The organism is Enterobacter sp. WCHEn045836 (assembly GCF_003965585.1).
In the GTDB taxonomy this organism is placed as follows: domain Bacteria; phylum Pseudomonadota; class Gammaproteobacteria; order Enterobacterales; family Enterobacteriaceae; genus Enterobacter; species Enterobacter dissolvens.
On sequence record NZ_RXPT01000028.1, the window covers coordinates 1 to 21,374 of the forward strand.

Sequence of the window (21,374 nt, forward strand, 5' to 3'; positions counted from 1 at the left end):
TAACATTCGTCGCTTTTGGTAAAAAATTACTGGGGATCCCTCAGCCCCTTGGGGAGAGGGTTAGGGTGAGGGGCTATTGATTTCCCGCCCAGACGACCATCACCTTATCGCCATTATGTTCCCGTAAGAATCCATACCCCTCTTTCAGCGAAAGCGTGGTTTGCTTGCCTTCACCTATCGCCGGATGGCGGGCGCGGAACTGACCCAGCGTTTGCCAGTGGGCGACGGTCAACGCCTGTTTGCCCGTCACATCCTGCCAGTTCATATCCGAGCGTGTTCCCTGCAGAGGATCGGAACCCGTCGGCCCAAACGGACGCTCTGATTCATCCCCATAATAGATTTGTACGCTGCCCGGCGCTAATAGCAGCAGCTCTGCCGCGCGCTGGCCCCCTTCGCGGAACAGGCGGGTGTCATGCGAGGAGAGATAGCTCAGGACGTTAAAGCTTTGCAGTTTTTCCGCCATCTGCTGCCAGGTCAGATCGATATCGGCCAGGCAGTTCACCGCTTTTGCCGCCTGCTCCTGATAATCGAAGTTAATCATCGCATCAAAGCCGTGGCGGTAATAATCGCTCTGCATGACCCCGTGGCCCCAGGATTCACCCGTCATCCAGAATGGCGCATTGTCGAGTTTTTTGTCCGGGTGAGCACCTTTCCAGGCTGCCAGCGCCTGGCTTGCCTGGTCCTTCAACTGCTGCCAGGCCGCCAGCTCAACGTGTTTTGCCGTATCAACACGGAAACCGTCAATACCATATTCGCGTACCCACTGGCTCAGCCAGTGCGTCAGGTAATCTCGCGGGGTGTATCCCGGGATAGCTTTGGCATGGGTATCGGCCTTGTGTTGATAGAAGTTCGGCAAACCGGATGGCGTGGTGGATTCCGTTTTCAGGTCGGGTAAAAACGCCAGCGACATGGTCAGGTCGTCAAAGCCTGGGTTGTCGTAATCACCAATATCGGTGCGGATCCATTTTTTACCCCACCATTTTTCCCATGCGGCTTTATCGCTGAAGTTAATGTAATCATTAAAGCTGTGCCAGCTTTGTCCTGTGCCCGGCTTCCAGTCCGTCCAGCGTTCACCCAGCGTTTTCTTCAGCTCATCACCCTGCAGATAGAGCGCGCCAAACTGGTACTCCTGCATGTCGGCAAGCGTCGCGTAACCCGCGTGGTTCATGACGATATCGAACAGAATGCGGATGCCGCGCTTGTGCGCTTCATCGACGAGATGACGTAAATCATCTTCGGTGCCCATGTTGGCATCAAGCTTTGTCCAGTCCTGCGTGTAGTAGCCGTGGTAAGCATAGTGGGGGAAATCCCCTTTGGTGCCACCGCCGACCCAGCCGTGGATCTGCTCAAGCGGGGAACTTATCCAGAGTGCGTTTATCCCCAGTTGTTGCAGATAATCAAGCTTGCTCGCAAGCCCTTTCAGATCGCCGCCGTGGAAGGTACCAATCTCCTGCATCCCATCTTTATGGCGACCATAGCTGTTGTCGTTGGTGGGGTCGCCATTCACAAAGCGGTCGGTCAGTACGAAATAGACGGTAGCGTTTTGCCAGCTAAACGGCGCGGGTTTGTCGGTTTCGGCGCGCTCAAGCAGCAGCAGGCCGTTGCTGTTGGCAGCAGGCTGAAGGGTAATTTTTCCCTGTTGTACCGTCGCGGTTTGTTTACTGTAGAAATCTCGCACCACGGAGCCTTCCGGGAACGTATTCCCCACCTCCAGCGTCAGCGGTTTTCCGTCCCATTTTGGACACTGGCGGATAACGTCTGCCACCGGCTGTTCTGCTGTGCTCTTGATGGTCAGCATCAGGGTTGGCGTGCCGGATCGGGTATCGACACGCATCTGGTACTCTCCGTCGCGGAACAGACGCCACTGCGGCGGCGTGCCGTCACACGGTTTGAGCGACAGCATCTCGTTGAGTTTTATCGCTTCTGTTGGCTGCCAGCACGTGTTGTCAAAACTCACTGTCAAAGGGCGCGTACCCTTCGCAAGCTTTGCCTGGCTGGTGAACACGCCGGTGCCTTCGGCGCTAAAGGCGCTAAATCCCGGTGATGACCAGTCGGCATGTGCCAGTGCGGGTAACATCAGAAAAGCCAGTGCGGTGCGTTTCATTCCATTTTCCTGTCGCGGCATTTTTGACCAGTGTGCCATCAGGTGTTGGGTAAAAACTCATCCCCCGGCGCTTTCTGCAAGGATGACGTGAGAGGATGAGTGATCCCGCGCAAAATTAGGCAGTTATCTGCGAGAACGCACACAAATTTTCAGAATTGATGTTTAAATGAGCACGTTTCAGGTGACATAGTTTCGGAATTGGACTATTTCTATACGTGCTCTTGAAGTCTATTTTTGATATGATTTGAGATTCCGCTCTCAAATTTGTGAAAAAAATAAGGTGTTGGAATGTTTATATCCGACCAGGAGACCTAATGATATCGACTCCCATTCGACGATATGGGGCCGCGATACTCATGTTACTCACCACGACATTTTCGGGTGGGGTGCTTGCGAAGACGCACACGGATACAACGAGTAAGAAAGCCCACGTAATAAAGACGACAAGTAGTAAGGTTAGCAGTAAACAAGAGTATTCTCGCAATAGTGCAAAGAGTAGTTCACTTCCTGATTTGCGAAAATACCCTTCCGGAACACCAAGGAAAAAAGCGTTTCTCCGGACGGTAATGCCTTACATCACAAGTCAAAACGCCGCGATTACGGCGGATCGTAACTGGTTGATCGCCAAACAGTACGATAGCCGCTGGACGCCGTCCGAGCGTGCGCGCCTGAAAGATATCGCAAAGCGCTACAAGGTGAGCTGGAACGGTAACACCCGTCGTGTGCCGTGGAATTCGCTCCTTGAGCGTGTCGACATCATTCCGGGCAGCATGGTCGCGACAATGGCTGCAGCCGAAAGTGGCTGGGGCACCTCGAAGCTGGCGCGCAACAACAATAACCTCTTCGGCATGAAGTGTGTGAAGGGGCGTTGTAAAAATGCGCCGGGTAAGGTGAAGGGCTACTCGCAGTTTGAATCGGTGAAGGATTCAGTGAACGCCTATGTGGTAAACCTGAACACGCATCCGGCCTACTCGTCGTTCCGTAAGTCGCGTGCTCAGCTGCGTAAAGCGGATCAGGAAGTGACGGCCAGTACGATGATCCACAAGCTGAAAGGTTATTCCACCCAGGGTCAGCGCTATAACAACTACCTGTTTGCGATGTACCAGGATAACCAGCGACTTATCGCCGCCCATATGTAATCCCAATAACGCCTTCCACTGGAAGGCGTTTTCTTTTCTACATCATGACTTCGCTGTGGCGTTCCCGATACTCTTTCGGCGTGTTGTCATACTCTTTACGGAACACCGAATAAAAATACTGCAGCGACGGATAGCCGCACATCTGCGAGATTTCGTTGATCGACAGCGACGTGGAAATGAGCAAACTGCGCGCTTTCTCCAGCTTCTCAGCGTGAATGACCGCATGGATGGTTTCGCCCACTTCCTCTTTAAAACGCTTCTCCAGATTCGAACGGGAAATACCCACGGAATCCAGCACCTGATCGACCTTGATACCTTTGCAGGCGTGGTTGCGGATGAAGTGCATCGCCTGGATGACCGCCGGGTCGTTCAGGGAGCGGTAATCCGTTGAGCGACGTTCTACCACGCGGACCGGGGGAACCAGCAGGCGCTGAAGCGGCAGGGATTCGTTATCCAGCAGACGATGCAGTAATTTTGCGGCCTGGTACCCCATCTGTCGGGTGCCCTGCGCCACTGAAGAGAGAGCCACGCGAGAAAGGTAACGGGTCAGCTCCTCGTTATCGATGCCAATCACGCACAGCTTTTCCGGCACCGGAATGTGCAAATGTTCGCAGACCTGCAATACGTGGCGCGCACGGGCGTCCGTCACGGCAATAATGCCGGTTTGCGGCGGCAGCGTCTGCAGCCAGTCAGCCAGACGGTTTTGCGCGTGCTGCCAGTTTTCCGGCGCGGTTTCCAGCCCCTGATAGACCACGCCGCGGTATTTCTCCTGGGCGACAAGCTGACAAAAGGCGTGTTCGCGCTCAACGGCCCAGCGTTTGCCGCTGGAGGCCGGTAAACCATAGAACGCAAAGCGATGGACGCCTTTCTCCTTTAAATGCAGAAACGCGCTTTCAACCAGCGCATGGTTATCGGTGGCGATATAGTGAACGGGAGGATAGTGCTCGGGCGAATGGTAAGAGCCGCCGACGCCCACAATCGGGACGTCGACGTCTGTCAGTAATTGCTCAATGACAGGGTCATCATAGTCAGCGATGACGCCATCGCCCAGCCAGTCTTTGATGTTCTCGAGTCGGGTGCGGAAATCTTCTTCAATAAAGATATCCCACTCGGATTGCGACGCCTGCAAATATTCACCAACGCCCTCTACCACCTGCCGGTCGTAAGCTTTGTTGGCATTGAATAACAACGTAATGCGGTGACGCTTTTCAAACATGGCTCGCTTCCCAAATAAGTCACAATACGGTTATCAGGCACGCCGCTTGGTGGCAGAGTCCATCCAGACTGCCAGCAAAAGAATGGCCCCCTTGACGATATACTGCCAAAACGTCGGGACGTCCATCATACTCATCCCGTTATCCAACGAAGCCATGATAAATGCCCCCATCACCGCACCCGCCACGCTGCCGACACCGCCCGCGAGGCTGGTACCGCCAATGACGCAGGCGGCGATAGCATCCAGCTCGGCAATGTTCCCGGCTGACGGGGAACCCGCCCCGAGACGCGAGCTGAGGATCAACCCGGCGATAGCCACCATCAGGCCGTTAATGGCGAACACCGCCAGCTTGGTGCGCTCTACGTTAATGCCTGACAGACGGGCGGCCTCAAGGTTGCCGCCGATGGCGTAAATACGGCGGCCAAACGCGGTGCGCGTGGCCATAAACATGCCGCCCAGCAGCAAGAGGGCCAGCAGGAGAACCGGCGTAGGCACGCCGCGATAGTCATTCAGGAGCCAAATCGCGCCGAGCACGATCACCGCTGTCAGCGCCTGACGTCCCACCACGGATGTTGATGGGGAGGAGGCAAGACCCAGCGACTGACGGCGCATACGGCCACGCCACTGCCAGGCCACGAACGCCAGCAGCCCGACCACGCCGAGGGTAAAGCCCACGCTATCGGAGAGGTAGCTCTGACCTATCTGTGACATGGCCGCGCTGGTGGGGGAGACGGTGGTGCCGTTGGTGATACCAATCAATACGCCGCGGAAGGCCAGCATTCCTGCCAGAGTAACAATGAACGACGGGACTTTCCGGTAGGCAACCCACCAGCCATTCCAGGCGCCAAGGACCAGACCCAACACCAGCGTCACCGCCACGGTCAGCGGCAGCGGCCAGCCAAGCCAGACGTCAAAAATGGCCGCGACGCCGCCGAGCAGGCCCATCATCGACCCGACCGACAGATCGATTTCCGCCGAGATAATGACGAAGACCATGCCCACGGCAAGAATGCCGGTGATGGCAGTCTGGCGTAGCAGGTTAGAGACGTTACGCGCGCTCAGGTAGGAGCCATCGGTCATCCACGTAAAGAACAACATAATGGCGATAATCGCCGCGATCATCACGAATACCTGCAGATTCAGCGCTTTTAACCCCGCGAATGCGCCGGGCGTCTGAACAGCGACTTTGATATCAGACGGATTGCTTTTCGACATGACGTTCGCTCCTTAAAGCGGCTTCCATCACCTGCTCCTGCGTCAGGTTCTGGTTAATCAGATTGGCTTTCAGTTTGCCCTCGTGCATGACCAGCACACGGTCGCTCAGGCCGAGCACTTCGGGTAATTCAGAGGAGATGACAATGACGGCAATCCCTTGCTGTACAAGCTGATTAATCAGTTTGTAGATTTCGTACTTCGCACCGATATCAATGCCACGCGTCGGCTCATCAAGGATCAATATGCGTGGATTGAGGAGCAGGCAGCGCGCCAGAATGGCTTTTTGCTGGTTGCCTCCGCTCAGGCGTCCAATGGCCAGTTCCGGTGAGGATGTTTTCACTTTGAGGCGGGCGAGAGACTGCAGAATGCACTGTTGCTCAGCGGCATCATCAAGGCTGCTCAGCGCGCCGGAGAACTGATCGAGTGCCGCGAGCGTGATGTTTTTACCCACCGCCATTACCGGCACGATGCCGTCTTTTTTGCGGTCTTCCGGCACCATGGCAATTCCGTGGGCAATCGCCTGCTGGCAGTTGTCGATTTTTACCGGCTTACCATCGATATAAACCTTACCTTCCCAGCGCCCTGGCCAGACGCCGAACAGGCACTGTACGGCTTCAGTCCGCCCGGCACCGACGAGCCCGGCAACACCGAGAATTTCACCCCGGTGCAGGGAAAAGGAGATGTTGTTAACGCGTTTGATATGGCGGTTAACCGGGTGCCACGCGGTCAGGTTCTCCACGCGTAATACTTCATCACCCGTTGTGTGAGGTTCATTCGGGTAAAGGGCCGTCAGCTCGCGCCCCACCATCATGGTGATGATGTCATCCTCGCTCATGCCTTCGGCTTCTCGTGTGCCAATGTGTTGGCCATCGCGGATCACGCAGATGGTGTCAGAAATGGCTTTGACCTCGTTGAGCTTGTGCGAAATGTAGATGCAGGCGATACCGTGGTTTTGCAGATCGCGGATGATATCCAGCAGGACGGCCGTTTCCTGTTCGGTGAGAGAGGCCGTGGGTTCGTCGAGGATCAGCAGCCTGACCTGTTTGTTCAGCGCCTTAGCGATTTCAACCAGCTGTTGCTGCCCCAGACCCAGGTCTCCCACGCGGGTATCTGGCGAAATGGCCAGACTGACCTGCGCCAGCAGTTTTTCACAGCGTAGCGTCATGGTGTCGTAATCCAGCACGCCGCGTCGCGAAATTTCGGCCCCGAGGAAAATATTCTCCAGCACGGTGAGATGCTTCACCAGCGCCAGCTCCTGGTGGATGATGGCGATACCCTTACGTTCAGTATCGCGAACGTGGGTGGCCTGAATGACCTCACCGGCAAAGACAATTTCACCTTCGTAGCTGCCATGCGGATAGATCCCGCACAACACTTTCATCAGCGTCGACTTACCCGAACCGTTTTCGCCGCAGAGCGAAACCACTTCACCAGGATTTAGCCGCAGGCTCACGTTATCGACCGCTTTCACCGCGCCAAAACGCTTGGTGATGCTCTTCATTTCAAGTAAATAAGGCATAACTGCTCCACATGACCCGAGGTAAAAACAGTACAAGTCGATGCGCCCCCGCAGGGCAGGGGCTGCGCTGGATTACAGTTCACTCTTCTTGTGGAAACCGTCTTTGATGACGGTGGCGTCAATGTTCTCTTTATTGACTTCAATTGGCGTGAGCAGGCGAGCCGGCACATCTTTCAGACCGTTGTTCAGCGTCGCGTCGGCTTTCGGTTGTTTACCGTTCCCCAGCTCTACGGCGATCTCCGCAGCCGTGTTGGCCAGTTCAGTGATGGGCTTATACACCGTCATGGTCTGGGTGCCCGCGATGATGCGTTTGACACCGGCGAGATCCGCATCCTGGCCTGAAATGGCCACTTTCCCGGCCAGCCCTTGGGCGCTCAGCGCCTGAATGGCACCACCGGCTGTGGCGTCGTTGGAGGCGACGACGGCATCAATTTTGTTGTTATTCGCGGTTAGCGCGTTTTCCATAATTTTCAGCGCATTTTCAGGCAACCAGCCGTCCGCCCACTGATCGCCAACCACTTTAATCTTGCCGCTGTCGATATACGGCTTGAGGACTTTCATCTGGCCTTCGCGGAACAGTTTGGCGTTGTTATCCACCGGCGAGCCGCCCATCAGGAAATAATTGCCCTGCGGCACTTTATCGACCAGGCTTTTTGCCTGCAGTTCACCCACTTTTTCATTGTCGAACGAAATATAATAATCAATGTCCGCATTATTAATCATGCGGTCATAGGCCAGGACTTTTATCCCTTCTTGCTTCGCTTCTTTCACGACGTTGCTTAATACCTGGCCGTTATAAGGGATAATGACCAGTACATCAACGCCACGGTTAATCATATTCTCAATTTGCGACATCTGCGTTTCTTCGTTGCCATTTGCAGACTGCACAAACACACTTGCGCCAAGTGATTCCGCTTTTTTAACAAAAATATCGCGATCTTTTTGCCAGCGTTCCAGACGCAGGTCATCAATCGCCATGCCAATTTTGACCTCTTTGGCATGTCCTGCAAAGCATGCAAGGAGGAGAGTAGTGCAGAGCGTTAGGGTCAGGTTCTTTATCTTCATAATTATTAGGCCTTTTGTAGGGGTATGTGTTGCTGAGATAAAAGAAACATTCACTGCTGAGACGCAGCAAATTTTTAACGCGGAAAGGCGGGCTGGCAATTACAGATTTTTATCTTCTCATTACGATATTTGGTTTATTTCTGAATTTATGACCGCGATCGGATTTTAAAATACGTAAGGTCTTAATTACATTTGATTATGGAATCTGCGCCGAAAAATAGTTTGCTTGCGCATTATTTTGCGAGCCAGCGCACAGTTGCGCATTCTCTCAATAGCAGTGTGAAATAACGTAATTGAGCAACCCAAAATGTCTATTCACTATTACTCCTGTATCAACGACTCGCCGCATACCCTGATTATGGAGCTCAATATGCAAGCTTATTTCGACCAACTCGATCGTGTTCGTTACGAAGGCCCGAAAACGACCAATCCTTTAGCATTTCGTCACTACAACCCGGATGAGCTGGTGCTGGGTAAGCGCATGGAAGATCATCTGCGCTTTGCCGCCTGTTACTGGCATACCTTCTGCTGGAACGGCGCCGATATGTTCGGTGTGGGTTCCTTTGACCGCCCGTGGCAACAGCCGGGTGAGGCTATCGAGCTGGCGAAGCGCAAAGCGGATGTGGCATTTGAATTCTTCCACAAGCTGAACGTGCCGTATTACTGTTTCCATGACGTGGATGTGTCGCCGGAAGGCGCATCGCTGAAAGAGTACCTGAACAACTTTGCGCAGATGGTGGATGTGCTGGCGGCGAAGCAGCAGCAAAGTGGCGTGAAGCTGCTGTGGGGCACAGCGAACTGCTTCACCAACCCTCGTTATGGCGCCGGAGCGGCAACTAACCCGGATCCGGAAGTGTTTAGCTGGGCGGCCACCCAGGTCGTGACCGCAATGAATGCCACGCATCAGTTGGGCGGCGAGAACTATGTTCTGTGGGGCGGCCGTGAGGGTTATGAAACCCTGCTGAATACCGACCTGCGTCAGGAGCGCGAGCAGATTGGCCGCTTCATGCAGATGGTGGTTGAGCATAAGCATAAAATCGGTTTCCGCGGCACGCTGCTGATTGAACCGAAGCCACAGGAACCAACCAAGCACCAGTACGATTACGACGTCGCGACCGTGTACGGCTTCCTGAAGCAGTTCGGCCTGGAAAAAGAGATTAAAGTTAACATTGAAGCCAACCATGCCACCCTGGCGGGTCACTCTTTCCATCACGAAATTGCGTCTGCCATTGCGCTGGGCATCTTCGGCTCGGTCGATGCTAACCGTGGTGATGCACAGCTGGGCTGGGATACCGACCAGTTCCCGAACAGCGTGGAAGAGAATGCGCTGGTGATGTATGAAATCATCAAAGCGGGTGGTTTTACTACCGGCGGTCTGAACTTTGACGCCAAAGTACGTCGTCAGAGCACCGATAAATACGATCTGTTCTACGGCCACATTGGCGCGATGGATACCATGGCGCTGGCGCTGAAAGTCGCTGCGCGCATGATTGAAGACGGTGAGCTGGATAAACGTGTCGCGAAGCGTTATAGCGGCTGGAACAGTGAACTGGGCCAGCAAATTTTGAAAGGCCAGTTATCGCTGGCGGAAATTGCGAAGTACGCTGAACAACATCAGCTGGCGCCGCAGCACCAGAGCGGACACCAGGAACTGCTGGAAAATCTGGTCAATCACTACCTGTTCGACAAGTAAAAACGTAGGCCCGGTAAGCGGAAGCGCCACCGGGCATTTCTGTCAAAGGAGCCACCACAATGTATATCGGGATTGATCTTGGCACATCGGGTGTGAAAGCCATCCTCTTAAGCGAGCAGGGTGACGTGTTAGCAACGCAGACTGAAAAACTGCAGGTTTCGCGTCCGCATCCGTTATGGTCGGAACAGGACCCGGAGCAGTGGTGGCTGGCGACGGATCGCGCAATCAAGGCCTTAGGTGAACAGCACAGTCTGCGTGAGGTCACCGCGCTGGGTATCGCCGGACAGATGCACGGCGCTACGCTGCTGGACAGCCAGCATCGCGTGCTGCGCCCTGCGATCCTCTGGAATGATGGCCGCTGTGCGGAAGAGTGCGTACTCCTTGAAGAGCGAGTGCCTGCGTCCCGTGACATCACCGGCAACCTGATGATGCCCGGCTTCACCGCGCCGAAGCTCCTCTGGGTGCAACGCCATGAGCCGGCGATTTTCCGTCAGGTGGCGAAGGTCTTACTGCCAAAAGATTATCTGCGTTTTCGCATGACGGGGGATTTTGCCAGCGACATGTCCGACGCCGCCGGCACCATGTGGCTCGACGTGGCGAAACGCGACTGGAGCGAGGCGATGCTGGATGCCTGTCATCTCACCCGTGAGCATATGCCCGCACTCTTTGAAGGCAGCGAAATTACCGGCACCTTACAGTCCGCCGTTGCGGAACGCTGGAATATGCCTGCTGTGCCGGTGGTGGCCGGCGGTGGGGATAACGCGGCGGGCGCCGTGGGTGTCGGGATGGTTGATGCGGGGCAAGCCATGCTGTCTCTCGGCACCTCTGGCGTCTATTTTGCCGTCAGCGACGGATATCGCAGCAACCCGGAAAATGCGGTGCACAGTTTCTGCCATGCGCTGCCAGGAAAATGGCATTTGATGTCGGTGATGCTCAGTGCAGCGTCTTGCCTGGACTGGGCGGCGAAGCTGACCGGGATGGCCGATGTTCCGGCATTGATTACCGCAGCACAGCAGGCGGATGAAAATGCCGGTACCGTCTGGTTTTTACCGTATCTCTCCGGTGAGCGTACGCCGCACAACAACCCGGAAGCGAAAGGGGTGTTTTTTGGTTTAACCCATCAGCACGGTCCTGCGGAACTGGCGCGTGCGGTTCTGGAAGGCGTGGGCTATGCGCTGGCGGACGGAATGGACGTGGTCCATGACTGCGGCCTGAAACCAGCAAGCATCACCCTGATCGGCGGTGGCGCACGTAGCAGCTACTGGCGCCAGATGCTTTCTGATATCAGTGGATTGCAGCTGGACTATCGTACCGGGGGTGACGTGGGCCCGGCGCTGGGTGCCGCGCGGCTGGCGCAGATAGCCATGAACCCGGAAAAACCGCTTTCGCAACTGTTGCCACAGCTCACGCTGGAACAGGCTCATCTGCCCGACGCAACTCGCCACGCGCGATATGCTGAAAGGCGCGATGTGTTCCGCAAAATCTATCAGCAGTTGCTGCCGCTGATGTCATAAGCGTGATTGTCTGTCAGAGGCACGAGGATGTCCTTTTTTGGTCTGTCCGTGTGCCTGTTTCCTCGCCAGTATGTACGCATACCCACTGGCGAGGAGATTCATCATGTCACGTATTGCATTAATCAACATCGATACCCAACAGTCTTTTCATCACCGCGATTACTGGCAGGAGCAAGATATGCCGGCCTTTCAGCAGGCAATGCTGGGGCTGACAGAAGGCTGTCAATCACGCGGCATTCCCGTCGTCGATATTTTCCATGTGGATGAAAACGGCCCTTTCTCACTGCAAAGCGGCTACGTCAAACCGATGACCTTTTTACGTCATCAGCCGGATGTGGTTTTCCAGAAACACGTCCATAATGCCTTCACGGACACGGGCCTGGATCGCTGGCTGCGCGAGCGCGATATCAACCAGCTGATCGTGTGCGGCATTCGCACTGAACAGTGCTGCGAAACCACCGCACGGGTGGCATCCGATCTGGGTTATGCTGTGACCTTTGTTAGCGAGGCAACGCTGACGTTTCCCATGACGTACAAGGGAATTACCCTTAGCGCAGCGGAAATTCGTCATCGTACCGAAGCGGTACTGTCTGGGCGTTTTGCCGGAATTAAAACGGTAGCGGAGACGCTGGAGTCACTGTAATGCGCATCGACGTTTGGTTCGTTATGTTGCCCGGGGTGTTGTCATTAGACATGACCGGCCCGGCAGAAACCTTTGTCCTGGCAGGCGATGCCTTTCGTCTGCATTACATTGGCCCGCAACCTGAGGTTCAAACGTCGATTGGTTTGATGATGAGCGGTATCACGCCATTGCCGGAAAGGCTTCCGGAAGGGAGCCTGCTGGTTCTGCCCGGTGTAAGCGACTCCCGCGTTCAGTTTTCTACGCCGCAGGCGATGCAGATCCAGCACTGGCTGATGCGCCTGCAGCCGGCTATTCAGCGCCAGGATATCACCGTGATGTGCGTCTGTTCAGGGGCATTGCTGGCAGCAAAATCAGGGCTGCTGAACAACCGGCAGTGCACAACGCATCATGAAGTTATCGGGCGTTTACGTGCTGCCGCCCCTACGGCGACGATTAAAGAGAACCGGATATTCGTGCAGGATGAGAATGTCTGGACCAGCGCAGGGATCACCTCGGGTATCGACCTGGCGCTGCATATGATTAACCGCCTGTGCGGCCCAGAAAGGGCCCTGGCTGTGGCGCGCGAGATGGTGGTCTGGTTCCGCCGGTCCGGGGACGATCCGCAGCTATCGCCATGGTTACGCTACCGCAATCATCTTCATCCGGCTATCCATCGTGCTCAGGATGCGCTGACCGCAGACCCACAAAAAGCCTGGAACGTGCCGGATATTGCCGCGCTGGCGCATGTCAGCCCGCGCCATTTAACCCGCCTGTTCCAGACGCATTTGGGGATAAGCGTTCGTGATTACCTGGAACAGCTGCGTCTGGCGGTGGCGGAGCAGTGGTTATTGCAGGGGCGTGGCGTGGAGCAGGCCTCCCTGGCGGCAGGGTTTTCCTCCCCGCGCCAGTTTCATCGGGCCCGACAGCGCGTCGTCAACTGACGAAGCGGCGGGTGTCTACCTTCTGTAGCAGCATCGACAGCAGCAGGCTTACGACCAGTGTGACGGAGAAAATCCAGACGATATCCACCACTGGCCAGCTTTTGAGTTCAACGCCTCTCGTGCGTAGCGCATGGATCACCAGCGCGTGAAAGCCGTAAATGCCCAGCGAGTGCCGCGAGATAAACCCCAGCACGGGAAGAGGGCGCGCGTTCAGGGTGTTTTTAACGAGCGTCAGCAGGGAAACGGCACAGATGAAGACTATCGGCCCGCAGTACAGATACCAGGTATCAGCAAAATTGCCGCGCCATTGCAGCTCATGCAACGTCCCGCGTGAAATGACAATCACGCCGATGATAAACAACGCCCCACATAGCCAGTTGATGCCGCGCTTTTGAGTATCCATCATGCCGATAGCACGTCCCAGCATGCCGTAAATTACGTAGTAAAAGGTATCGCCATTGATGTAAAGGTTTACCGGCAGCCACTCAAAACCGTCAATTTTTTGTGAGACGGTATTCGGGTTGGCGATGATGCCAATCACCACCATCAGCGCCAGAAGCATCTTTCCGCTGACGTTTTTTACCTGAATCAACGGTGATACCAGGTAGATAACGATAATGGCGAAGAAAAACCACAGGTGATAAAACACCGGCTTTTGCAGCAGATATTTGAGTGACAGGCCGGGGTTAATTGAGGTGAATAGCGTGATGTAAATCAGCGCGACGGCGCTATAAAACCCCAGGCATGCGGCGATGCGGATGAAGTGTCGCGGTTGCGCGCTACGCTCGCCAAAAAAGAGAAAACCGGAAATCATAAAGAACAGCGGCACGCTCACGCGCGACGCGGAGTTGAGAATATTCGCGATATCCCAGTCAACGGGGCTGATACTGTGTGCGTTTGTGACATACCATGTCGTCGCGTGGATCATGACCACCATCAGACACGCTATTCCTCGCAGATTATCAATCCAGTTAATTTTTGACTGCATCAGTTCCTCTTTTCCCTGTAAATAGAGTGTGACTGCTATTGTGTAAAAGTCTTTCCTTGGAAAAATCTGAGTTTTAATACGCGGACTTGTATGGCAAACGCGAGATTCGCAGAATGCCAGACCGTAATCTATAAAAGCTTTGCTACTAAAAATAACAGCCACTGACCAGGGCGGTAATAAAAATGATGATGAAACGTGTGGGGTCACTCTTTCTGCTGGTGGTACTGGCCGGATGTAGTGCGCCTCAGGAAGCACCGGTGCAAAAAGCGCAGCAGGGCAAGATCAGCCCGGAACGCTCCCTGAATATGGAACAGCTGTGTAAAGATCAGGCGGCTCATCGCTATAACCTGGACGCACAGAAAATTGATGTCATCGGCTTTGAGCGCTTTCAGGGCAGCTATGAGCTGCGGGGCCATACTTCTCGTAAAGAGGGCTTTGTCTGCTCGTTTGATGCGGACGGCCAGTTTTTGCATCTCTCCATGCGCTAACCTGCTCGCATAATCGACAGCCAGACGCCCGCCGCGTTCTGGCTCGTACGCTTATTTCCCAATTTTCCCTAAACAACCCCGTTTCGTACTGTATATCTTGCAGCCAGCGGGTATACTGGTCCCTTCCATTTAAAACCACACGTATCCAGCACGAAATACTATGCAAAAGTTTGATACCAAGACCTTCCAGGGCCTGATCCTGACCTTACAGGATTACTGGGCTCGCCAGGGCTGCACCATTGTTCAACCTTTGGACATGGAAGTCGGCGCAGGCACCTCACACCCGATGACCAGCTTGCGCGCGTTGGGGCCAGAGCCAATGGCGACTGCTTATGTGCAGCCTTCCCGTCGTCCGACCGATGGCCGTTACGGCGAAAACCCAAACCGTCTGCAGCACTACTATCAGTTCCAGGTGGTGATTAAGCCATCGCCAGACAATATTCAGGAACTGTACCTTGGGTCACTGAAAGAGCTGGGTATGGATCCAACCATTCACGACATTCGTTTCGTGGAAGATAACTGGGAAAACCCAACGCTGGGTGCCTGGGGTCTGGGTTGGGAAGTGTGGCTGAACGGCATGGAAGTGACGCAGTTCACCTACTTCCAGCAGGTTGGCGGTCTGGAATGTAAACCGATTACGGGTGAAATCACCTACGGCCTGGAACGTCTGGCCATGTACATTCAGGGCGTAGACAGCGTTTACGACCTGGTCTGGAGCGACGGCCCGCTGGGTAAAACCACTTACGGCGACGTGTTCCATCAGAACGAAGTGGAGCAATCCACCTATAACTTCGAATACGCGGACGTGGACTTCCTGTTCACCTGCTTCGAGCAGTACGAGAAAGAAGCGCAGCAGCTTCTGGCGCTGGAGACTCCGCTGCCGCTGCCTGCCTACGAGCGTATTCTGAAGGCCGCCCACAGCTTCAACCTGCTGGACGCCCGCAAAGCGATCTCCGTGACTGAACGTCAGCGCTACATTCTACGTATTCGCACCCTGACCAAAGCCGTTGCAGAAGCGTACTATGCGTCCCGTGAAGCCCTTGGCTTCCCGATGTGCAACCGAAACAAATAAGAGGCGGCCATGTCTGAGAAAACTTTCCTGGTGGAAATTGGCACCGAAGAGCTGCCACCAAAAGCCCTGCGCAGCCTGGCTGAATCTTTTGCTGCGAACGTGACTGCCGAGCTGGATAACGCTGGCCTGGCGCACGGTAAAATTGAGTGGTTTGCTGCTCCGCGTCGTCTGGCGCTGAAAGTGGCTAACCTGGCGGCGTCACAGCCGGATCGTGAAGTGGAAAAACGTGGCCCGGCGATTGCCCAGGCGTTCGACGCGGAAGGCAATCCAAGCAAAGCCGCAGAAGGCTGGGCGCGTGGTTGCGGCATCACCGTTGACCAGGCCGAGCGTCTGACCACGGATAAAGGCGAATGGCTGCTGTATCGCGCTCACGTAAAAGGTGAACGCGCCGAAGCGCTGCTGCCAGACATGATCGCCACTTCGCTGGCTAAGCTGCCCATTCCTAAGCTGATGCGCTGGGGCGCGTCCGACGTACACTTCGTGCGTCCGGTACACACCGTGACCCTGCTGCTGGGCGACACCGTTATTCCGGCGACCATTCTGGGCGTGGCATCCGATCGCGTGATTCGCGGTCACCGCTTCATGGGCGAGCCAGAGTTCACCATCGACAATGCCGACCAGTATCCGCAGATCCTGCTGGAGCGCGGTAAAGTCATTGCTGACTACGAACAGCGTAAAGCCAAAATCAAAGCCGATGCAGAAGAGGCGGCGCGCAAGATTGGCGGTAACGCTGACCTGAGCGACAGCCTGCTGGAAGAGGTCACCTCGCTGGTGGAATGGCCGGTTGTGCTGACCGCGAAGTTCGAAGAGAAATTCCTCGCGGTTCCGGCAGAAGCGCTGGTGTACACCATGAAGGGTGACCAGAAATACTTCCCGGTTTATGCCAACGACGGCAAGCTGCTGCCAAACTTTATCTTCGTGGCGAACATCGAATCGAAAGATCCGCAGCAGATTATCTCCGGTAACGAGAAAGTGGTACGTCCACGTCTGGCGGATGCGGAGTTCTTCTTCAACACCGACCGTAAAAAGCGTCTGGAAGATAACCTGCCGCGCCTGCAGACCGTGCTGTTCCAGCAGCAGCTGGGTACGCTGCGCGACAAGACCGACCGTATCGCGGAGCTGTCCGGCTGGATCGCCCGTGAAATTGGCGCGGACGTTAACCATGCCACCCGTGCGGGTCTGCTCTCCAAGTGCGACCTGATGACCAACATGGTCTTCGAGTTTACCGACACCCAGGGCGTCATGGGCATGCACTACGCGCGTCACGATGGCGAAGCGGAAGATGTGGCGGTAGCCCTGAACGAGCAGTATCAGCCGCGCTTTGCAGGCGATGAACTGCCGTCTAACCCGGTAGCTTGTGCGGTCGCGATTGCCGATAAGATGGACACCCTGGCGGGTATCTTCGGTATCGGTCAGCACCCGAAAGGGGATAAAGACCCGTTCGCGCTGCGTCGTGCGGCGCTGGGCGTGCTGCGTATCATCGTTGAGAAGAACCTGAACCTCGATCTGCAGACTCTGACCGAAGAAGCGGTGCGTCTGTACGGTGACAAGCTGACCAATGCCAACGTGGTGGATGACGTGATCGACTTTATGCTCGGTCGCTTCCGCGCGTGGTATCAGGACGAAGGTTACACCGTGGATACCATTCAGGCGGTGCTGGCGCGTCGTCCAACGCGTCCGGCTGACTTCGATGCGCGTATGAAGGCGGTTTCTCACTTCCGTACGCTGGAAGCGGCATCTGCCCTGGCGGCGGCGAACAAGCGTGTCTCCAACATTCTGGCGAAATCTGACGAAACGCTGAACGAGCGTGTGAACGCCGCGACGTTGAAAGAGCCGGAAGAGATCGCCCTGGCGATGCAGGTTGTGGTGCTGCGTGACAAGCTGGAGCCATACTTCGCAGAAGGCCGTTACCAGGAAGCGTTGGTAGAGCTGGCGGAGCTGCGTGACGTTATCGACGCCTTCTTCGAGAAAGTGATGGTTAACGTGGAAGATAAAGATCTGCGTATTAACCGTCTCTCTATGCTCGAAAAACTGCGTGAGCTGTTCCTGCGCGTGGCGGATATTTCGCTGCTGCAGTAATGTGCCCGCCGGGCATGTACAGGCTAAAAACCCGCTTCGGCGGGTTTTTTTATGGCGTACCGGTGAAAATTTAATCTTGAAATGGTCAACACATTACCGCTATCCTTACCGGCGTTAACTTTCTCCCTCAGGAGCGCATTCCGAAAATGAACAAACACGACTGATGAATTTCGATCCTTGCTAAACGCGACCGCGTCGGCAGGGGATGTTTTGATTTCATTCAGGAGTGTTTATGGCTCATTTTGCGCAGTCCCCTTCTTTTATTTTGCATCAGGTCACCTGTCAGTTTGCGACGGGCGATACCCTTTTTGGTCCACTGAATCTCTCTCTGGCTCCGTCCCTGTGCGCGCTGGTTGGGCGTAACGGCAGCGGAAAAACGCGTCTGCTGCGTATGCTGGCGGGGCTGGATGAACCTGCCAGCGGTCATATTGAGCGTTTTGTCTCACATGTCTATGTGGCGCAGCAGCAGGATATCTCCCCGCAGACAACGCTTGCTGAACTGCTCGGTTACGACGCGATTTTTGCCGCGCGTAAGCGCATCGATCGCGGTGATTACCAGCCTGACGATCTGGAGACGCTCGACGGCTACTGGGATTTAGCCGAACGCCTGAGCGAGGCGTTTGTCCATGCGAAACTGCCATCGTTTGACCCCAATAAACCTGCCGCCGAATTCAGCGGTGGCGAGCGGATCCGCGCGCTGCTGTGTGGTGCCTTTACGGCTGAAGCGGATTTCCTGCTGCTGGACGAGCCCACCAACCATCTGGATCGACAAGGCCGGGCGTGGTTTTACGACCAGCTGAGTCGTTATCAGGGCGGTGCGCTGGTTGCCTCCCACGATCGTGAGTTGCTGGCGCAGATGCCGCGTATTCTTGAACTGAGCGCCTCCGGGCTGCGCAGCTATGGTGGCAATTACGCAGACTATAAACAGCAACGTGATGCCGAACAGCAGGCTGCCCGCGCGGCGCTGGAGCATGCGGCAACGGAGCGCAAACGCACCCGCGCACGAATGCAGAAAGAGCATGACGACAGCCAGCGGCGCTCGGCGAAGACTTTGCGTACGGTCGATACCCTGAATATCGCGTCGTTTGAGCGGGTCAAATACAAAGGCGCGGCAAAGGAACGTATTGGCACATGGAAAAAGCAGCACAGCGAACAAAACGATGCGCTGAATGCCGCGGTCAACAAGGCGCGGGAACGGGTGGAAGAAGATGCCCCGGTCATGTTTACCCTGCCGGGAAGCCAGATTGCCGAGGGGAAACAGGTGCTGGTGCTGGAGGAACTGCAATTGCCGCATGTCTCACTTCCGCCAATGCACTGGCGGATGGACGGCCCGATGCGCGTGGCGCTCAGGGGGCCCAATGGCTGCGGGAAATCAACGCTGTTGAAAGTGATCCTCGGTGAAACCGCACCCCGTGCAGGCAGCTGCAAGGTCTCGGTAACGTGTGCGTATCTCGATCAACACCTGTCGCAGCTGGATCTGACGCAGTCGGTGATGGCGCATCTCAATCTGAGCAATACGCCGCTGGAAGAGGGGGCGTTGCGTACCCGTCTGGCACAGCTTCAGCTGGGGGCGGATAAAGTCTCACTCCCACTGGCAGCGCTGAGCGGAGGTGAACGTCTGAAAGCCGCTCTGGCCTGCGTATTGTGGCGCGAGAACGCCGCGCAGCTGTTGCTGCTTGATGAACCGACCAACCATCTGGATCTGGCATCGGTCCAGGCGATTGAAGCGGCCCTGGCCGGTTTCCCGGGGGCACTGCTGGTGGTGTCACACGATGAAGGCTTTCTGCAAGGGTTAGCGTTAACACATCAACTGGTGTGGGGGGAGGCGGGTTGGCGTTGTGAAAGCCTTTAAAACACAAGCCCCCGCAAAGGCGGGGGCGGTAACTCACTTTACTGCATCATGCTATCTGTTTGCTGAGTGCAGGGTTGGCCTGAATCAGGCGCATCAGCTTTAACTCGGTTGGCGTGGGTTTCTCTCGTTTCGACTCCCACTCCAGCACCATCGCCACGCTGACACCCATCGCTCTGGCGAATTCATCCGTTTTTAGTCCTGTCCCTTTGCGCAATTGCTCATATTCTGTAAAGGGATTGGATTTTTGTTGCAGGGTAACGGTCTGCGGCACATCTTTAAAAATAATCTGTTCCAGGCTGCTCAGCAGCTCAAACTCAGGATCTTTATATTCCATTGAGAACTCCTCTTAAATCACACACCGGGATCAAGAACATCAGAGAGCCCATTAAGAATAGTCCCTAATACAGACGAGGGATCGTTGTGGTTGTGATTAATCGTGCGGGTGCTGTCGCTTTACGCGTTTCAGCCATATGGATAGTTATGCTAATTACCTGATTAACCATATGTCGGCTTCGCCAGGTATTTTTTTGTAAAGGCTAAGAAATAAAACGGCAATAGCCGTTTTGCATGAAAAGAGTATCTTGCGACGCTGACCTGGACTATCCTTGTCAGCGTTGGGCACGCGTGTGCCGGTGTGCGCTTTTTTGGGTGAAAGGAGTAATGAAATGGCGACAGGAAAGTCCTGCTCTCGCTGGTTTGCGCCTATTGCGGCGTTGTTAATGGTTGTTAGCCTGAGTGGGTGTTTTGATAAAGAAGGCGATCAGCGCAAGGCGTTTATCGATTTTCTGCAGAATACAGTGATGCGCAGCGGCGAGCGTTTGCCGACGCTGACTGCGGATCAGAAAAAACAGTTTGGCCCCTTCGTGTCTGATTACGCCATTCTCTATGGTTATTCACAGCAGGTGAGCCAGGCGATGGACTCCGGTATTCGTCCGGTTGTGGATAGCGTTAACGCCATTCGTGTCCCGCAGGATTATGTGACCCAGCGTGAACCGCTGCGCCAGTCTAACGGTGCGCTCGGTGTGCTGAGCCAGCAGTTGCAGAATGCAAAAATGCAGGCTGATGCGTCACGTTCCGCGCTGAAACAGGGCGACGATCTCAAACCGGTCTTCGACAAAGTGTATGAGAAAGTGGTGACCAAACCGTCTGACGCCATGCAACCGCTGATCCCGGCCGCGCAGATCTTCACGCAGCAGCTGGTTCAGGTGGGGGATTTTATCTCCCAGCAAGGGACTCAGGTGAGTTTTGTTGCCAACGGTATTCAGTTCCCGACCTCACAGCAGGCAAGTCAGTACAATACGCTGATTGGGCCGCTGGCCTCCCAGCACCAGGCCTTTAGCCAGGCGTGGAGTGCGGCCGTCGCTGCCACAGAATAAACCGAAAAAACCCCGCTTCAGGCGGGGTTTTTTTACTGATGTCGAAAATAACGCTTGTCATTCCTCTACCACATCGGTATAACTGTTCGCGTCGGTTTGTTACACAGACCTAAAGCAGTTTAGTAAAGCAGTCCAGATTGTTATCCATAGATACCCTTCGTTGTGACCCTTCCTTCATCGCTTAAAAATCTGTAACGCAATCCATCAAGCCGGAAGGCTCAATATATTTGTTAATTAAGGTAATTCTATGTCTGCTAAAATGACTGGTCTGGTAAAATGGTTCAACGCTGATAAAGGTTTCGGCTTCATCACTCCTGACGATGGCTCTAAAGACGTGTTCGTACACTTCTCTGCTATCCAGAACGATGGCTACAAATCTCTGGACGAAGGTCAGAAAGTTTCCTTCACCATCGAAAGCGGCGCTAAAGGCCCAGCAGCTGGTAACGTTGTAAGCCTGTAAGCTTCCAACCCAGTAGCAAAGAATTTAAAAA

The 21,374-nt window shown here is 55.0% G+C and carries 18 protein-coding genes; 11 read left to right on the top strand and 7 right to left on the bottom strand.

Annotated elements, in window-relative coordinates; translation table 11 throughout:
* Positions 1 to 73: 73 nt before the first annotated feature.
* Positions 74 to 2,104: an alpha-amylase gene (locus EKN38_RS24190; RefSeq protein ID WP_014830203.1), complete on the bottom strand. Its 2,031-nt coding sequence runs from the start codon at positions 2,102 to 2,104 to the stop codon at positions 74 to 76.
* 314 nt (positions 2,105 to 2,418) lie between these two features.
* Between EKN38_RS24190 and EKN38_RS24195 the strand changes: the two genes are divergently transcribed.
* The gene (locus EKN38_RS24195) at positions 2,419 to 3,243 is read left to right on the top strand and encodes a protein bax (RefSeq protein WP_014830204.1); all 825 of its coding nucleotides are present in this window, start codon (positions 2,419 to 2,421) and stop codon (positions 3,241 to 3,243) included.
* A 37-nt stretch (positions 3,244 to 3,280) separates the two neighbouring features.
* Here the strand turns inward: EKN38_RS24195 and xylR are convergent, their stop codons facing one another.
* The 4 genes from xylR to xylF form a co-directional block, all read right to left on the bottom strand.
* Positions 3,281 to 4,459 (bottom strand): D-xylose utilization transcriptional activator XylR, encoded by a 1,179-nt coding sequence (gene xylR / locus EKN38_RS24200; protein ID WP_014830205.1) that lies wholly within the window; start codon positions 4,457 to 4,459, stop codon positions 3,281 to 3,283.
* A 33-nt stretch (positions 4,460 to 4,492) separates the two neighbouring features.
* On the bottom strand, positions 4,493 to 5,674 hold the full coding sequence (gene xylH, locus EKN38_RS24205) for a xylose ABC transporter permease XylH (RefSeq protein ID WP_014830206.1): 1,182 nt from the start codon (positions 5,672 to 5,674) through the stop codon (positions 4,493 to 4,495).
* Positions 5,652 to 7,193: a xylose ABC transporter ATP-binding protein gene (locus tag EKN38_RS24210; protein WP_014830207.1), complete on the bottom strand. Its 1,542-nt coding sequence runs from the start codon at positions 7,191 to 7,193 to the stop codon at positions 5,652 to 5,654. Before EKN38_RS24210 ends, xylH begins: the two co-directional genes overlap by 23 nt.
* Positions 7,194 to 7,265: 72 nt before the next feature.
* The gene (gene xylF / locus EKN38_RS24215; RefSeq protein ID WP_014830208.1) at positions 7,266 to 8,258 is read right to left on the bottom strand and encodes a D-xylose ABC transporter substrate-binding protein; all 993 of its coding nucleotides are present in this window, start codon (positions 8,256 to 8,258) and stop codon (positions 7,266 to 7,268) included.
* A gap of 370 nt (positions 8,259 to 8,628) precedes the next feature.
* On the opposite strand from xylF, the gene xylA reads away from it, so the two are divergent.
* From xylA to EKN38_RS24240, 4 genes are all read left to right on the top strand, one after another.
* A complete protein-coding gene (xylA, locus tag EKN38_RS24225; protein ID WP_014830210.1) occupies positions 8,629 to 9,951 on the top strand; it encodes a xylose isomerase in 1,323 nt (440 codons plus the stop codon).
* 59 nt (positions 9,952 to 10,010) lie between these two features.
* Positions 10,011 to 11,465: a xylulokinase gene (xylB, locus tag EKN38_RS24230; RefSeq protein WP_014830211.1), complete on the top strand. Its 1,455-nt coding sequence runs from the start codon at positions 10,011 to 10,013 to the stop codon at positions 11,463 to 11,465.
* A 103-nt stretch (positions 11,466 to 11,568) separates the two neighbouring features.
* Entirely contained in the window at positions 11,569 to 12,108 is a 540-nt protein-coding gene (locus tag EKN38_RS24235; protein WP_014830212.1) for an isochorismatase family protein, read from the top strand.
* Positions 12,108 to 13,028: a GlxA family transcriptional regulator gene (locus tag EKN38_RS24240; protein ID WP_014830213.1), complete on the top strand. Its 921-nt coding sequence runs from the start codon at positions 12,108 to 12,110 to the stop codon at positions 13,026 to 13,028. Before EKN38_RS24235 ends, EKN38_RS24240 begins: the two co-directional genes overlap by 1 nt.
* On the opposite strand, the gene EKN38_RS24245 is transcribed toward EKN38_RS24240, so the two are convergent.
* Positions 13,021 to 14,016 (bottom strand): acyltransferase, encoded by a 996-nt coding sequence (locus EKN38_RS24245; protein WP_014830214.1) that lies wholly within the window; start codon positions 14,014 to 14,016, stop codon positions 13,021 to 13,023. The genes EKN38_RS24240 and EKN38_RS24245 overlap by 8 nt on opposite strands.
* 182 nt (positions 14,017 to 14,198) lie before the next feature.
* Between EKN38_RS24245 and EKN38_RS24250 the strand changes: the two genes are divergently transcribed.
* The 4 genes from EKN38_RS24250 to EKN38_RS24265 all read left to right on the top strand — a co-directional run bounded on the left by EKN38_RS24250 (position 14,199) and on the right by EKN38_RS24265 (position 19,507).
* On the top strand, positions 14,199 to 14,504 hold the full coding sequence (locus EKN38_RS24250; protein ID WP_014830215.1) for a YsaB family lipoprotein: 306 nt from the start codon (positions 14,199 to 14,201) through the stop codon (positions 14,502 to 14,504).
* A gap of 160 nt (positions 14,505 to 14,664) precedes the next feature.
* Positions 14,665 to 15,576: a glycine--tRNA ligase subunit alpha gene (gene glyQ, locus EKN38_RS24255; RefSeq protein ID WP_003860141.1), complete on the top strand. Its 912-nt coding sequence runs from the start codon at positions 14,665 to 14,667 to the stop codon at positions 15,574 to 15,576.
* 9 nt (positions 15,577 to 15,585) lie between these two features.
* A complete protein-coding gene (glyS, locus tag EKN38_RS24260; protein ID WP_014830216.1) occupies positions 15,586 to 17,655 on the top strand; it encodes a glycine--tRNA ligase subunit beta in 2,070 nt (689 codons plus the stop codon).
* Positions 17,656 to 17,887: 232 nt separating this feature from the next.
* Positions 17,888 to 19,507: an ABC-F family ATP-binding cassette domain-containing protein gene (locus tag EKN38_RS24265; RefSeq protein ID WP_014830217.1), complete on the top strand. Its 1,620-nt coding sequence runs from the start codon at positions 17,888 to 17,890 to the stop codon at positions 19,505 to 19,507.
* 46 nt (positions 19,508 to 19,553) lie between these two features.
* On the opposite strand, the gene EKN38_RS24270 is transcribed toward EKN38_RS24265, so the two are convergent.
* A complete protein-coding gene (locus EKN38_RS24270) occupies positions 19,554 to 19,841 on the bottom strand; it encodes an HTH-type transcriptional regulator (protein WP_013094972.1) in 288 nt (95 codons plus the stop codon).
* Between the two features lie 331 nt (positions 19,842 to 20,172).
* On the opposite strand from EKN38_RS24270, the gene EKN38_RS24275 reads away from it, so the two are divergent.
* Entirely contained in the window at positions 20,173 to 20,883 is a 711-nt protein-coding gene (locus EKN38_RS24275) for a DUF3053 domain-containing protein (protein WP_014830218.1), read from the top strand.
* Positions 20,884 to 21,130: 247 nt separating this feature from the next.
* On the top strand, positions 21,131 to 21,343 hold the full coding sequence (cspA, locus tag EKN38_RS24280) for an RNA chaperone/antiterminator CspA (protein ID WP_003860775.1): 213 nt from the start codon (positions 21,131 to 21,133) through the stop codon (positions 21,341 to 21,343).
* Positions 21,344 to 21,374 lie beyond the last annotated feature (31 nt).